This is a genomic window from Kitasatospora sp. NPDC101108 (assembly GCF_055584725.1).
Map to the genome: position 1 here is coordinate 38,827 of NZ_JBVJLM010000014.1, position 13,456 is coordinate 52,282.

14 protein-coding genes, 1 tRNA gene and 1 other RNA gene are annotated in these 13,456 nt (G+C 72.0%); 10 read left to right on the plus strand and 6 right to left on the minus strand.

Translation table 11 applies throughout. The features are described from left to right. The first annotated feature begins 153 nt into the window (after positions 1-153). The 3 genes from ACZ6Z8_RS27015 to ACZ6Z8_RS27025 all read left to right on the plus strand — a co-directional run bounded on the left by ACZ6Z8_RS27015 (position 154) and on the right by ACZ6Z8_RS27025 (position 3,441). Positions 154-1,476: an NAD(P)-dependent malic enzyme gene (locus ACZ6Z8_RS27015; RefSeq protein WP_465612630.1), complete on the plus strand. Its 1,323-nt coding sequence runs from the start codon at positions 154-156 to the stop codon at positions 1,474-1,476. Between the two features lie 47 nt (positions 1,477-1,523). Then, positions 1,524-2,705, plus strand: a complete 1,182-nt coding sequence (locus ACZ6Z8_RS27020) for a 3-deoxy-7-phosphoheptulonate synthase (protein ID WP_465612721.1) — start codon at positions 1,524-1,526, stop codon at positions 2,703-2,705. 100 nt (positions 2,706-2,805) lie between these two features. After that, on the plus strand, positions 2,806-3,441 hold the full coding sequence (locus ACZ6Z8_RS27025) for an isochorismatase family protein (RefSeq protein ID WP_465612722.1): 636 nt from the start codon (positions 2,806-2,808) through the stop codon (positions 3,439-3,441). Positions 3,442-3,620: 179 nt separating this feature from the next. On the opposite strand, the gene ACZ6Z8_RS27030 is transcribed toward ACZ6Z8_RS27025, so the two are convergent. The 3 genes from ACZ6Z8_RS27030 to ACZ6Z8_RS27040 all read right to left on the minus strand — a co-directional run bounded on the left by ACZ6Z8_RS27030 (position 3,621) and on the right by ACZ6Z8_RS27040 (position 5,891). Continuing rightward, positions 3,621-4,313 (minus strand): transglycosylase family protein, encoded by a 693-nt coding sequence (locus tag ACZ6Z8_RS27030; RefSeq protein WP_465612631.1) that lies wholly within the window; start codon positions 4,311-4,313, stop codon positions 3,621-3,623. A gap of 511 nt (positions 4,314-4,824) precedes the next feature. After that, positions 4,825-5,229 carry a carboxymuconolactone decarboxylase family protein gene (locus ACZ6Z8_RS27035; RefSeq protein WP_465612632.1) on the minus strand — a complete coding sequence of 135 codons (405 nt, stop codon included), beginning with the start codon at positions 5,227-5,229 and terminating at the stop codon, positions 4,825-4,827. Continuing rightward, complete coding sequence (locus ACZ6Z8_RS27040) at positions 5,226-5,891, minus strand: class II aldolase/adducin family protein (protein ID WP_465612633.1); 666 nt, start codon at positions 5,889-5,891, stop codon at positions 5,226-5,228. Before ACZ6Z8_RS27040 ends, ACZ6Z8_RS27035 begins: the two co-directional genes overlap by 4 nt. Positions 5,892-6,032: 141 nt before the next feature. On the opposite strand from ACZ6Z8_RS27040, the gene ACZ6Z8_RS27045 reads away from it, so the two are divergent. After that, positions 6,033-6,416, plus strand: a complete 384-nt coding sequence (locus ACZ6Z8_RS27045; protein ID WP_465612634.1) for a MerR family transcriptional regulator — start codon at positions 6,033-6,035, stop codon at positions 6,414-6,416. 271 nt (positions 6,417-6,687) lie between these two features. Here the strand turns inward: ACZ6Z8_RS27045 and ACZ6Z8_RS27050 are convergent, their stop codons facing one another. From ACZ6Z8_RS27050 to ACZ6Z8_RS27060, 3 genes are all read right to left on the minus strand, one after another. Further along, positions 6,688-6,954 carry a Txe/YoeB family addiction module toxin gene (locus tag ACZ6Z8_RS27050; RefSeq protein WP_465612635.1) on the minus strand — a complete coding sequence of 89 codons (267 nt, stop codon included), beginning with the start codon at positions 6,952-6,954 and terminating at the stop codon, positions 6,688-6,690. Then, entirely contained in the window at positions 6,951-7,229 is a 279-nt protein-coding gene (locus ACZ6Z8_RS27055; protein ID WP_465612636.1) for a type II toxin-antitoxin system Phd/YefM family antitoxin, read from the minus strand. Before ACZ6Z8_RS27055 ends, ACZ6Z8_RS27050 begins: the two co-directional genes overlap by 4 nt. 90 nt (positions 7,230-7,319) lie before the next feature. Beyond that, positions 7,320-7,404 (minus strand) — tRNA-Ser (locus tag ACZ6Z8_RS27060). A gap of 108 nt (positions 7,405-7,512) precedes the next feature. Here ACZ6Z8_RS27060 and ffs point away from each other — a divergent pair. The 6 genes from ffs (at position 7,513) to ACZ6Z8_RS27090 (ending at position 13,446) form a co-directional block, all read left to right on the plus strand. Beyond that, positions 7,513-7,609, plus strand: an RNA gene (gene ffs / locus ACZ6Z8_RS27065) — signal recognition particle sRNA small type. A 77-nt stretch (positions 7,610-7,686) separates the two neighbouring features. Further along, positions 7,687-9,870, plus strand: coding sequence for a DNA polymerase III subunit gamma and tau (locus tag ACZ6Z8_RS27070; protein WP_465612637.1), 2,184 nt, complete (start codon positions 7,687-7,689; stop codon positions 9,868-9,870). A 103-nt stretch (positions 9,871-9,973) separates the two neighbouring features. Then, positions 9,974-10,315, plus strand: a complete 342-nt coding sequence (locus ACZ6Z8_RS27075; protein WP_380417389.1) for a YbaB/EbfC family nucleoid-associated protein — start codon at positions 9,974-9,976, stop codon at positions 10,313-10,315. A 206-nt stretch (positions 10,316-10,521) separates the two neighbouring features. After that, the gene (gene recR / locus ACZ6Z8_RS27080) at positions 10,522-11,121 is read left to right on the plus strand and encodes a recombination mediator RecR (RefSeq protein WP_402817020.1); all 600 of its coding nucleotides are present in this window, start codon (positions 10,522-10,524) and stop codon (positions 11,119-11,121) included. Next, positions 11,114-11,845, plus strand: coding sequence for a DUF5063 domain-containing protein (locus ACZ6Z8_RS27085; protein ID WP_465612638.1), 732 nt, complete (start codon positions 11,114-11,116; stop codon positions 11,843-11,845). Before recR ends, ACZ6Z8_RS27085 begins: the two co-directional genes overlap by 8 nt. A 320-nt stretch (positions 11,846-12,165) precedes the next feature. Next, the gene (locus tag ACZ6Z8_RS27090; RefSeq protein WP_030288196.1) at positions 12,166-13,446 is read left to right on the plus strand and encodes an aspartate kinase; all 1,281 of its coding nucleotides are present in this window, start codon (positions 12,166-12,168) and stop codon (positions 13,444-13,446) included. Positions 13,447-13,456: the final 10 nt, after the last annotated feature.

The window sequence follows — 13,456 nt, forward strand, 5'->3', positions numbered from 1 at the left end:
ACTCGGTCGAGTAGTTCCGCCCGTGTCGGCGCCGCGGCTAGCGTCGAACTCGATCACCTTCGCGACGGACCTCCCGGCAACGGAACACCCGGCGCCCTGCGCCCCGTGAGGATCCCCGAGGCTCCCCCGAGATCTCCCGAGAAAGGGACGCCAGTGTCGGTCGCACACCAGGACCGTGCCGAAAGGCTCACCGAGGACGAGATATTCCGGGCCCACCGGGGCGGCAAGCTCCGCACCCAGGTCCCCATCACACCGCTGGACGCCCGCGCGCTGTCCGCCATCTCCACCCCCGGGGTCGCCCACGTCAGCCGGGCGATCGCCGAGGACGGCCGACTGGCCGCCGACTACACCTGGGCGCACCGGCTGGTGGCCGTCGTCAGCGACGGCACCGCGGTGCTGGGCCTGGGCGACGTGGGCCCGGCCGCCGCGCTGCCCGTCATGGAGGGCAAGGCGGCGCTGTTCAAGGCGCTGGGCGGGCTGGACTCCGTACCGCTGGTGCTGGACACCCGGGACGTGGACGAGATCGTCGAGACGCTCGTCCGGCTGCGCCCGTCGTTCGGCGCGATCAACCTGGAGGACGTCGCCGCGCCGCGCTGCTTCGAACTGGAGCGCGCCCTGGACGCCGCGCTGGACTGCCCGGTGATGCACAACGACCAGCACGGCACGGCGATCGTGGCGCTGGCCGCGCTGCGCAGTTCGGCCGACCTGCTCGGCAAGCCGCTGCCGTCGATGCGGGTGGTGGTCTCCGGCGCCGGCGCGGCGGGCACGGCCTGCGCCCGGATGCTGGTCGCCGCCGGGGCGGGCGAGGTCGTCGTACTGGACTCGCGCGGCATCATCCACCAGGGGCGCTCCGAACTCTCCGCTCCGAAGGCCCAGTTGGCCGAGCTGACCAACCCGCGCGGACTGCGCGGCGGCCTGGCCGACGTACTGCCGGGAGCCGACGTGTTCATCGGCGTCTCCTCGGCGACCGTGCCCGAGGAGCTGATCGCCGCGATGGCGCCCGGCGCCGTGGTGTTCGCGCTGTCCAATCCCACCCCCGAGATCGCGCCGGAAGCGGCCGCCCGGCACGCCGCGGTGGTCGCCACCGGGCGCAGCGACCACCCCAACCAGATCAGCAACCTGCTGGCCTGCCCGGGGATCTTCCGCGGCGCCCTGGACGCGGGGGCCACCCGGATCACCGAGCGGATGATGCTGGCCGCCGCCGACGCCATCGCCGCCCTGGCGGCGGAGGACCTCGCCCCGGACCGGGTGGTCCCCAGCGTGCTCGACCCGCGGGTCGCCCCGGGCGTCGCCGCCGCGGTCGCCGCGGCCGTGCGTGAGCCGGGTGGCGCACGTGAACCGGGCGGCGTACGGGAGCCGGCCGGCGCACGGGAGGCGCTCGTCGCCGGTGCGCCGCTCGCGGCAGGCCCACCGCTCGCCGCAAGCGCCCCGCTCGCCGCCGTTCCGTCTTCCGTTTCCGTCGAGGAGCGACCGTGATCGACCGCACCAGCACCCTCACCGCACTCGACTCCTTCCGCGCCCCCCTGGCCGAGGAGGAGTTCCTGCCCTACCGCAGCCGCCCCGCCGGGCAGCAGCCCGACTGGGGGGACGCCTGGCTGGTCGACAAGGTGCGCGCCGACCTGTCCGCCCTGCCCGGCCTGGTCGCCTGGGACGAGGTGCGCCAGCTGCGCACTCTGCTCGCCGAGGCGGCCGCCGGACGGCTGCTGGTCGTCCAGGCCGGCGACTGCGCCGAGGACCCGGCCGACTGCACCCCGGAGGCGATCTCCCGCAAGGCCGGACTGCTGGACGCGCTGGCCGGCGTGCTGCGGATGAACACCGGACTGCCGGTCGTCCGGGTCGGCCGGATCGCCGGCCAGTTCGCCAAGCCCCGGTCCCGCCCCACCGAGGTCGTCGACGGCGTCGAACTGCCGGTCTTCCGCGGCCTCATCGTCAACGCGCCCGACCCCCAGCCGATGGCCCGCCGCCCCGACCCGCTGCGCCTGGTCACCGGCTACCGCGCCGCCGCCCGGGCGATGGCCCAGCTGCGCCGGCACGAGGAGACCTGGTCCCCGCTGCCCGACCCCATGGTCTGGACCAGTCACGAGGCCCTGCTGCTGGACTACGAACTGCCACTGCTGCGCCGCTCCTCCGACGACCGGCTGCTGCTCACCTCCACCCACTGGCCGTGGATCGGCGAGCGCACCCGCGAGCCGGACGGCGCCCACGTGCGGCTGCTGGCCGACGTGGTCAACCCGGTCGCCTGCAAGGTCGGCCCCGGCTGCACCCCTGCCGAACTGCTGGAACTGTGCCGCCTCCTGGACCCGGACCGGGTGCCCGGACGGCTCACCCTGATCGCCCGCTTCGGCGCGGGCCGGGCCCCCGAGCGGCTGGCGGACCTGGTCCGGGCCGTGCGCGAGGCCGGTCACCCGGTGAGCTGGCTGTGCGACCCGATGCACGGCAACACCGTCGGCGCGCCCGACGGCCGCAAGACCAGGGCGGTGTCCGCCGTGGTCCAGGAGGTCGGCGAGTTCCTGACGGCCGTCCGCCGCGGCGGCGGCGTCGCCGCGGGCCTCCACCTGGAGGCGACGCCCGACCCGGTCGCCGAGTGCGTCGCCGACACCGCGGCCCTCGCCGACGCCGGCCGGCTCGGCCCGTACACCACGCTCTGCGACCCGCGGCTCAACCCGGAGCAGTCCCTCACCGTCGCGGCGGCCTGGCGCCCCTGACCCTCACCGCCGACCGACCGCCGCCGCGCCCCTTCCCACCCCCGCCACCACACCCCGACGAGGTCCCGCCTTGAGCATCAGCCCCATCCCGCCGTACCCCATGCCCACCGAACGCGACCTGCCGGAGAGCCGGGTGCCCTGGACCCCGGACCCGGACCGCGCCGTCCTGCTCGTCCACGACATGCAGGAGTACTTCCTGCGCCCCTTCACCGCCGACCGCTCGCCCGCCTCGGAGCTCCTGCACAACTGCCGCCTGCTCCGCACCCGTTGCGCCGACCTCGGTGTCCCCGTCGTCTACACCGCCCAGCCCGGCGACATGGACGACGAACAGCGCGGCCTGCTCAAGGACTTCTGGGGCCCCGGCATGCGCGCCGAACCGGGCGACCGCCGGATCGTCCCAGCCCTCACCCCGCAGCCGCGCGACCACGTCCTCACCAAGTGGCGCTACAGCGCCCTGCACCGCTCGGGCCTGCTCGAACTGCTCCGCGACAGCGGCCGCGACCAGCTCATCCTGTGCGGCGTCTACGCCCACGTCGGCGTCCTGATGACCGCCGTGGACGCCTTCTCCCACGACGTCCAGCCCTTCCTCATCGCCGACGCCGTAGCCGACTTCTCCCTCGACCGGCACCGCATGGCCCTCTCCTACGCCGCCAACAACTGCGCCTCCGTCACCACCACCCGCACCGCCCTCCTCGCCCTCGGCGCCACCGCCACCGCGGCCCTCCCGGTCTCCTGACCCGACCGCACGGACCGCCCCGGAGGTCCGGACCGCTGATCGGTCCGGGCCTTCGCTAAGGCGGAGGCCACGAGATCCGAACTCGTGAGGGGTCCCGCCCGATCCGGCCCTCTTGTGGAACCCGCCGGGGGACACGGGCCGAGCCGGCGGCGAGCACATGGCAGGCCTTTTCGCGTCAATCAGCGCAGTGCGAGGACCTGGCCGGGCAGGATCAGGTCGGGGTCGTCGCCGATTGTGTGGTGGTTGAGTTCGTAAAGGGTCGGCCAGCCCCCGGGGTAGCCGAGCTCCTGTGCGATGCCCCCGAGAGTGTCGCCGGGACGCACGGTCCAGCTGCCCACGTCGGCTCCGTCCGCGTCCGTGCCTCCGTCGGTGGCTGCGGGTACGTCCGCCGGGACGGTGCGGTCGGTACGCGGGGTGGGCGCGGCGGGAGCGTGCGACCGGGGCTGTGCGGGGCGGTGGCCCCGGGCATGGGCGCTGGTGTGACTGTTCGAGCGTTCGCCGCCGTGGCCGGTACGGGCCGCGCAGACCGGCCACGGGGCGAGGCCGCGGCTCGCGGTGAGGTGCTCGGCCACAGCGATCTGCTGTTCGCGGGTCGCCCCGTCCGGGCGGGGAGCGTAGGCGAGGCCGCCGTTGGCGCGCCAGGTCGCCGTGTTGAACTGCAATCCGCCGTAGTAGCCGTTCCCGGTGGCGGCATGCCAGCGCCCTCCGCTCTCGCAGTGGGCCAATGCCTCCCAGTCCACCCCCTCGGCGCGGACCCCTGCGGGCACCGCAACAGCGGACGACTCCTTGGCGGCGCCGAGGACGGTGGCGAGAGCGAGCAAGGGGAGCAGCAGAGCGACGACAAGGCGACGGACCACGGACAGCGACGGCATGAACACTCCGCACCTCAGGGAACAGGGGCCAGGCGCTGAAGCGCCTTCTCCACTCATGCGTCACGCGAGCACGGACGGTTGCCAGGGACACCGCAATCTCGCTCTGTCGGCGGCCCGACACCACTCGAACGCTCTGGACGTCGCCATCCGTCAGGCGATCGCGGCTGGGGAATCCGCGGGAGATGTCGGAACTGCAGCCACGGAACGACGAAGGCCCGGGCCGCTGAGCGGTCCGGGCCTTCGTGAAGGCGGAGGATACGAGATTCGAACTGAATGAGACCAAAACTGAGACCAGAGCCAGGCCGGGCTCTCCCAGGTCCATCGGCAGACTCCGTGCGAGCTGCGCCATCCGTCCCCGCCTTCGGCCGGGAGGTGCCTCCCCATGCCGCTCGGATGGCCGGGTCGATGCCCGTGACGTTGTGACGTTGTGGAGTCGTGGGGGCCGGTCACGTGACCGGTCCCGGGCAGGGGACAGCGACTTCGCGCGTCCTGCGTTACCCGTGTTCGGTGGTCAGCCGGCCTTGCCGTCGTCGTCCTGCAGGAGTTCGACGATGATCTCGATGCCGAGCGCGTAGGCCGGCGTGCCCGAGGTGATGAGCGCGGTCTCGGCGACTCCGATGAGGTCGGCGATGCCGGCGCCCGCGTGGAGTGCTCCCCGGGCGTGGATCCGGGCCGGTTCTGCCCGGCCGAGAGCCAGCAACTGCCCGAAGTGGACCAGTTGTTGCACTCGACCGCCGAGCGGGCTGTCGGCCAGAACTATGTGACGCAGGGCCGTGAACGCCTCCTCCGTGGGGAGCCGGCCGAAGGCCTGGGCCACCCGCAGACGGTCCTCCACTGCGCGAGGGACGGCTCCGAGCGTCGTGCGGTAGCGATCCCGCAGGGCTTCGGAACGTTCGGCGAAGGTGTGGTCGGTCATGACGAGACCCGTGAGATCGAGGCCTGGACAGCCTTCAGGGCGCCCTCGGGGAAGTCCACGGCCCCGCCGATCGCCGCGGCGGCGATCTCGGCCTCGGCGCTTTCCTCGATCGCCACCACGAGGTGGCCGGCAGCCGCCGCGTCCGGGCCGAACACCAGCAGCCCGTGGTTGGCCAGGAGGACCGCGGCCGTCGTCGGGCGTCGTTCCAGGACCTCGGCGATGCCCCGGACCGACACGTCCGACCCGCGCGGCCCCCAGGGCACCACCGGTACGTCCTCGGGCTGTCCGAAGCGCAGCATCGGTTCGGTGCGGCACGGCAGCGGCCGGTGGGCCACCGCGAAGGCCGTGGCGGCGGGTGAGTGGGTGTGGATGATCGCGCCCACGTGCGGGCGAGCACGGTAGACGACGCTGTGCATGGCGATGATCTCGACGCTGACGGAGCGCAGTTCTCCTTCCAGAACCTGCCCGTCGAGACCGACGGTCGCCAGCTGGTGGGGCTGCAGGTCGCGGACGAACCCCGGAGTCAGCAGGAAGCGGTCGGCGTCGAGCCGAACGCTCAGGTTGGCGTGCCCGGAGTGCGACATCACCCCCGCCGCGAAGAGCTGCCGGGCAGCCTCGACGAGCTGGTGGGCCCGGCTCTTCAACTCAGGTGCGTCTGCCATCTCTTCATCTCCCAATTCCCTGTCGGCGGTGGCCGGTTCGCCGCCGCTGCACGTGCCGGCCACTCTGCGACTTGAACTAAGGTTCAAGTCAAGCGTCAGGCCGGCACGGCGAGACGACGAGAGAAAGAGGAGGGGCGGAGCATGCGCATGACGATCGGTCAGCTTGCCGAGATCACCAACGTTCCCGCGTCGGCCATCCGGTTCTGGGAGCGCCACGGTCTGTTGCCTGCGCCCGAACGCCAGAGTGGGCAGCGACGCTATCCGCCGCAGGCCGCAGAGCGGATCGTGCTGCTTCGCAAGTTCCAGCAAGCCGGGCTGAGTCTGGCCGAGGTCAGGGAGTTCCAGCAGGACCAGCCGCGGAGGCAGGCGATGATCCGCGCCAAGGTCGCCGAGATCGAGCAGCGCATGGTCGACCTCGGCCACGCCCACCAGCTCCTGACCCATGCCCTCCAGTGCGGCAAGACGGACATCGTCAGCTGCCCGACCTTCCGGGAACAGATGGCGACGTGGAGCCAGTCCAGCTGACGGCAAAAACCGCAACCACGAGACGACGAAGGCCCGAACCGCTTCGCAGCGGTCCGGGCCTTCGATCAAAGGCGGAGGATACGAGATTCGAACTCGTGAGGGGTTGCCCCCAACACGCTTTCCCATTCGATCGAACCCCGTCCGCCAAGGTTCACGGTGATTCTGACCTGCGGCGGAGCGAACCGCCGGGCAGCGGCTGAACTCGGTCGGACGGGGGTGAATGAGACCAGAACTGAGACCAGCGCGCGTGTCCCTCCGGTGATCTCGGGCTCTACTTGCCGTAGTGGTAACGGCATGCGATGACGCACAGGGCGTCGGCCTGCTCGTCAAGAACGTAGACCAGGCGGTGTTCCTGATCGATCCGGCGGGACCAGGCCCCGGCGAGCTCGTGCCGCAAGGGTTCGGGTTTGCCGATGCCCTCGTTGCCGTTTTGGCGGATGTCGTCGATCAGCAGATTGACGCGCTTGAGGAGGCGGCGTTCGTCGGCCTGCCAAGACAGGTAGTCGCTCCAGCCGCGCTCGGTGAACTGGACCTTCACGCGAGCTGCTCGGTGAGGTCTTCGGGGTCGATCAGTTCGCGGGCCACCGCACGGCCCTCCCGGTACTCCTGCAGGGAGCGGCGAAGGTGGTCGGCGTTGGCCGGGGAGCGCAGCAGGTAGTCGGTCTCGCGGAGCGAGGCGTACTCGGCCAGCGAGACGACGACCAGCGGCTCATGGCCGGCGCGTGTGATGACGAGCTCTTCGGCGTCGCTCTCGACGGCATCGAGCGCGGCGGCGAGATTGCCGCGGAGCTCGGTGGCACTCATCGTCTTCATGTTGTACAGAATAACGTACATCGATTGAGCGGTGCCAGAGGGCAAACGACGAAGGCCCGGGCCGCTGAGCGGTCCGGGCCTTCGTGAAGGCGGAGGATACGAGATTCGAACTCGTGAGGGGTTGCCCCCAACACGCTTTCCAAGCGTGCGCCCTAGGCCTCTAGGCGAATCCTCCGTGGGAGAGCTTAGTACATGTTTCGGGGTGCTCGCGACCAGCTATCCCGCAGGCCGGAGGGCGGGGGTGGCCTGTGGATCGTGGGGGCCGGGATCCGGTAGTGTGGGGGTCAGCCCCTCGTGTGGCGTCATCTCTCTGAACCCCCCCAGGGCCGGAAGGCAGCAAGGGTAGGAGGGCTCTGGCGGGTGCACGGGGGGTCTTTGCGTTCCCGGGGCGTCCCGGGCGGGGGCCGGGGGAGAAGGGGCGACGCGTTTGTCGGCCCGTCCCGATATCGTCGGTGGTGTGTCCCTAGCCCTGTACCGCCGCTACCGCCCCGAGACCTTCGCGGAGGTCATCGGGCAGGAGCACGTGACCGCTCCGCTCCAGCAGGCCCTGCGCAACAACAGGGTCAACCACGCGTACCTGTTCAGCGGGCCGCGCGGCTGTGGCAAGACGACGAGCGCGCGCATCCTGGCCCGTTGTCTGAACTGTGAGCAGGGGCCGACGCCGACGCCCTGCGGGGAGTGCCAGTCCTGTCGGGACCTCGCGACCGGCGGGCCCGGCTCGATCGACGTGATCGAGATCGACGCCGCCTCGCACGGTGGTGTGGACGACGCGCGCGAGCTGCGCGAGCGGGCCTTCTTCGCGCCGGTGCACAGCCGGTACAAGATCTTCATCCTGGACGAGGCGCACATGGTGACCTCGGCCGGCTTCAACGCGCTGCTCAAGGTGGTCGAGGAGCCGCCGGAGCACCTCAAGTTCATCTTCGCGACCACCGAGCCGGAGAAGGTGATCGGGACGATCCGGTCCCGCACCCACCACTACCCGTTCCGGCTGGTCCCGCCCGGCACGCTGCGCGACTACCTGGCGGAGGTCTGCGGCCGCGAGGGCATCCAGGTCGAGGACCCGGTGTTCCCGCTGGTGGTGCGGGCCGGCGCGGGCTCGGTGCGTGACTCGATGTCGGTCATGGACCAGCTGCTGGCCGGTGCCGGCGAGGGCGGTGTCACCTACCAGATGGCGACCGCGCTGCTCGGGTACACGGACTCGGCGCTGCTGGACGAGGTGGTGGACGCCTTCGCCGCGCAGGACGGGGCGACGGTGTTCCAGGTGATCGACCGGGTGGTCGAGGGCGGGCACGACCCGCGCCGCTTCGTTACCGACCTGCTGGAGCGGCTGCGCGACCTGGTGATCCTCGCCACCGTGCCGGAGGCGGGGGAGAAGGGGCTGATCGACGCCCCGGCGGACCGGATCGCCGTGATGCAGGCACAGGCGGACGCGTTCGGCGCGGCCGAGCTGAGCCGGGCGGCCGACATCGTCAACACCGGGCTGACCGAGATGCGCGGCAACGCGGCGCCGCGGCTCCAGCTGGAGCTGATCTGCGCCCGGGTGATGCTGCCGGGTGCGTACAGCGACGAGCTGTCGCTTCAGGCGCGCCTGGACAAGCTGGAGCGCCGGGCGGCCGCGGGCGGCTTCGCCGCGCCGGCCGGGATGGCCGGGATGGCACCGATGGCTGCCGCACCGATGGCCGCCGCACCGATGGCCGCGCCCTCGGTGGACATGCCGACGGAGCGGCCCGCCCCGGCGGCCGCCTCTGCCGTCGCGCCCGTCGTCCCGGCACCGGCCCCCGCGCAGGCGACCCCGCCTCCGGCCCCCGCCGGGCCCGCCCCGGGTGCCTGGCCGATTCCCCGCAGCTTCCCGCCCGCAGGCGGCGCACCCGCCCAGCCGCCGCAGCAACCGCAGCCGCAGGCGGCTCCGCAGCCCGCGCCCACCCCGCCTCCGGCCCAGCCGACCGCCCCCGCCGCCCCCGCGGCCCCGGCCGCCGTCCCCGGCGGCCAGCCGTCCGCGGCCGCCCAGCAGGGCGCGGCGCAGGTCCGGCAGCTGTGGCCGCAGATCCTGGAGGCGGTGAAGAACCGCCGCCGCTTCACCTGGATCCTGCTCAGCCAGAACGGCCAGGTGGCCGGGTTCGACGGCAGCACCCTCCAGGTCTCGTTCATCAACGCGGGCGCCCGGGACAGCTTCGTCGGCAGCAACAGCGACGACGTGCTGCGCCAGGCGCTGTCCGACGCACTGGGCGTGGACTGGCGGATCGAGTGCATCGTCGACCCGTCCGGTGGCGGAGGTGGCGGAGGCGGCGGCACGGCCCCGACCGCGACCGCCTCGGCCGGTGGCGGCTGGGGGGCCCCGGCCCGTCCGGCGGCCGCCGCGCCGCCGATGGCCGCCCCCGCCCCGGCGCAGCCGCAGGTGCAGGCGCCCGCCCCGGTCCAGTCGCAGCCCCGGCCGTCGGCCCCGGCCCCCGCGCCGGTGCAGGCTCCGCCGCCCGCGGCGCCGGTGCCCCCGGCCCGCCCGGTGCAGTCGGTGGCTCCGGAGGACGACATCCCGGAGGAGGACGACCCGGACCTCAACGAGGAGGCGTTCTCCGGCCAGGAGCTGATCATCCGCGAGCTGGGCGCCACGGTGCTGGAGGAGATCCACCACCGGGGCAACTGAGCGGGCCGGCCGGGCGACCCCCTGTGCGGTCCCCACGGGCGGCCCCGGCCCCGTAGGCTCGGCCGTGACGAACGACGTACCGCGTGACAGCAAGGAGTGAGCCGTGTTCCCCGGTGGTGGTCAGCCCAACATGCAGCAGCTGCTCAAGCAGGCGCAGAAGATGCAGCAGGAGCTCGCGAAGGCCCAGCAGGAGCTGGCCGAGGCGAAGGTGAACGGTACGGCCGGCGGTGGCCTGGTCGAGGCCACGGTGACGGGCTCGGGCGAGCTGGTGGCGCTGACCATCGCCCCGGCCGCCGTGGACCCGGAGGACACCGAGACCCTGGCCGACCTGATCCTGGCGGCCGTCCGGGACGCGACCCAGGCGGCCCAGAAGATGCAGGCCGAGCGGATGGGCCCGCTCACCCAGGGTCTGGGCGGCGGCGGCATCCCGGGTCTGCCGTTCTAGGGCCTGTCCCAGGACCTCCCGGTCCGGGAGGTCCTTCCGGGAGCCCTTCCGGAAGGGTCTCCGGGATGTCCCTTCCAGGACGTTCCTCATGTGATTTCTGTGGGAGTCGGGCGTCGGCCGGTGTGTCCGGCGCCCGATTCGTTGGATGATGGCACCGGAGCACCTCCGACCAGGAGCACACCGACCATCCGAGGGAAGGCGCGACGTTGTACGAGGGCGTGGTTCAGGACCTGATCGACGAACTGGGCAGGCTGCCCGGCGTCGGGCCCAAGAGCGCCCAGCGGATCGCCTTCCACGTGCTGCAGGCCGACCCGGTCGACGTGCGCCGCCTCGCGCACGCGCTGCTGGAGGTCAAGGACAAGGTCCGCTTCTGCGTGGTCTGCGGCAACGTCGCGGAGGCCGAGCAGTGCCGGGTCTGCCTGGACCCGCGCCGCGACCTCGGTGTCATCTGCGTGGTCGAGGAGCCCAAGGACGTCGTCGCCATCGAGCGCACCCGCGAGTTCCGCGGCCGCTACCACGTGCTGGGCGGCGCGATCAGCCCCATCGAGGGCGTCGGCCCGGACGACCTGCGCATCCGCGAGCTGCTCACGCGCCTCGCGGACGGCACGGTCACCGAGCTGATCCTGGCCACCGACCCCAACCTGGAGGGGGAGGCGACCGCCACCTATCTGGCCCGGCTCTGCAAGCCGATGGGCCTGAAGGTGACCCGGCTGGCGAGCGGTCTGCCCGTCGGCGGGGACCTGGAGTACGCGGACGAGGTCACCCTCGGCCGCGCCTTCGAAGGGAGACGACTGCTCGATGTCTGACCGGACGATCAACCAGCAGCCCAAGGGCCCGCAGCCCCAGCCGGGGCCGGAGGCCCACGCCCCGCACATCCACGGCACCCACGGCCCGCACACCCACGGCCACGGCTCCGAGCCCGACGACCTCGCCGTGCAGATCGCCGACTCGGTGGAGAGCTTCGTGCTCGCCGTCACCGAGGTCGCCAAGGGCGACGAACCGGGCAGCGCGGTCTCGCTGCTGCTCCTGGAGGTCTCGCAGCTGCTGCTGGCGGGCGGCCGGCTGGGCGCCATCGAGGACGTCGTCCCGGAGGACCGCTTCGAGCCCGACGCCGGGCCGGAGCCGGACGGTGAGCAGCTGCGCGAGCGTCTCGCCGAGCTGCTCGCGCCGATCGACGTCTACCACGAGGTCTTCGACCCGTACGGTCCGCCGGAGAAGCCGAACGCCTTCCGGATCTCGGACGACCTGGCCGGTGTGGTCAGCGAGCTCCAGCACGGTCTGACCCACTACCGGGAGGGCCGGGTCAGCGAGGCGCTGTGGTGGTGGCAGTTCTCGTACCTCTCCAACTGGGGCACGACCTGCACGGCGGTGCTGCGGGCGCTGCAGTCGCTGATCGCCCACGTCCGGCTGGACAGCCCGATCGGTGCGGCGCCGGACGGCGCGGACACCGACGACGACGGGCTCACCGACGAGCAGCTGGAGCAGCAGGCGGGCGACCTGATGGCGGCGGAACTCGGCCTCGGCCGGTAGGTCCGGAGCCCGGCCGGTGATCCGCAGCAGTCCGAGGCGGATTGTGACGAATGCCTCAGCGATCCGCCCGGAGAAGAAATCCGATCGCGGTGGGGGGCATTCGTCCGAGGATTCTGCGGAACCGCGCCGAATGCCCCGCAGACCTGCCGGTGGGACCACCGGGGAATACCGACCACCTGCTGAAACTGCAGTCTCATCATACGGAAGGCGCCGGTCGGGACACCCCTGCTCGGTAGACTGGCGCGGACCGCACCCCCCTCTTCCCAGGGGGGTACGGGGGCCTGGCGCCCCCGGAAAACGACACTAGTCGAGGAGCGCACGTGGGCCTTGTCGTGCAGAAGTACGGCGGCTCATCCGTTGCGGATGCCGAAGGCATCAAGCGCGTTGCCCGCCGAATCGTTGATGCCAAGAAGGCCGGCCATGAGGTCGTCGTCGTGGTGTCCGCGATGGGCGACACGACGGACGAGCTCATCGAACTCGCGGAGCAGGTGTCACCGCTCCCTGCCGGCCGTGAGTTCGACATGCTGCTGACCGCTGGAGAGCGCATCTCCATGGCGCTGCTGGCCATGGCGATCAAATCGCTGGGTCACGAGGCCCAGTCCTTCACGGGCAGTCAGGCCGGTGTCATCACCGACTCCGTCCACAACAAGGCGCGCATCATCGACGTGACGCCGGGCCGCATCCGCACCGCCCTGGACGAGGGCAACATCGCGATCGTGGCCGGCTTCCAGGGCGTGTCCCAGAGCAGCAAGGACATCACCACGCTGGGCCGCGGCGGCTCGGACACCACCGCCGTCGCGCTGGCCGCCGCGCTCAAGGCCGAGGTCTGCGAGATCTACACCGACGTGGACGGCGTGTTCACCGCCGACCCGCGCGTGGTGAAGAAGGCGCGCAAGATCGACTGGATCGCGTACGAGGACATGCTGGAGCTGGCCTCGTCCGGTTCGAAGGTGCTGCTCGACCGCTGTGTGGAGTACGCCCGCCGCTACAACATCCCGATTCACGTACGCTCGTCCTTCTCGGGTCTTCCCGGGACGATCGTCAGCAACGACAACCCGAACAAGCCCGAAGGGGGCGAGATGGAGCAGGCCATCATCTCCGGAGTCGCCCACGACACCTCCGAGGCCAAGGTCACGGTCGTCGGCGTCCCCGACAAGCCGGGCGAGGCGGCGCGCATCTTCCGCGCCATCGCCGACGCCGAGGTCAACATCGACATGGTGGTGCAGAACGTCTCCGCCGCGTCGACCGGCCTGACCGACATCTCCTTCACCCTGCCGAAGACCGAGGGCCAGAAGGCCATCGACGCACTCGGCCGGGTCAAGGAGGGCATCGGCTACGAGTCGCTGCGCTACGACGACGCGATCGGCAAGATCTCGCTGGTCGGCGCCGGCATGCGCTCCAACCCGGGCGTCACCGCCACCTTCTTCGAGGCGCTGTCCGCCGCGGGCGTCAACATCGAGCTGATCTCCACCTCGGAGATCCGCATCTCGGTGGTCACCCGCGCCGACGACGTGCCGGAGGCGGTCCGCGCCGTGCACAGCGCTTTCGGCCTGGACAGCGAGAGCGACGAGGCCGTCGTCTACGGCGGCACCGGGCGATGACCCGGCAGCC

Bases quoted from the DNA above. Each gene is read 5' to 3' on its own strand.
- ACZ6Z8_RS27025 (WP_465612722.1), top strand. From the start codon at position 2,806: ATGCCCACCGAACGCGACCTGCCGGAGAGCCGGGTGCCCTGGACCCCG.
- ACZ6Z8_RS27030 (WP_465612631.1), bottom strand. From the start codon at position 4,313: ATGCCGTCGCTGTCCGTGGTCCGTCGCCTTGTCGTCGCTCTGCTGCTC.
- ACZ6Z8_RS27035 (WP_465612632.1), bottom strand. From the start codon at position 5,229: ATGACCGACCACACCTTCGCCGAACGTTCCGAAGCCCTGCGGGATCGC.
- ACZ6Z8_RS27040 (WP_465612633.1), bottom strand. From the start codon at position 5,891: ATGGCAGACGCACCTGAGTTGAAGAGCCGGGCCCACCAGCTCGTCGAG.
- ACZ6Z8_RS27045 (WP_465612634.1), top strand. From the start codon at position 6,033: ATGCGCATGACGATCGGTCAGCTTGCCGAGATCACCAACGTTCCCGCG.
- ACZ6Z8_RS27055 (WP_465612636.1), bottom strand. From the start codon at position 7,229: ATGAAGACGATGAGTGCCACCGAGCTCCGCGGCAATCTCGCCGCCGCG.
- ACZ6Z8_RS27085 (WP_465612638.1), top strand. From the start codon at position 11,114: ATGTCTGACCGGACGATCAACCAGCAGCCCAAGGGCCCGCAGCCCCAG.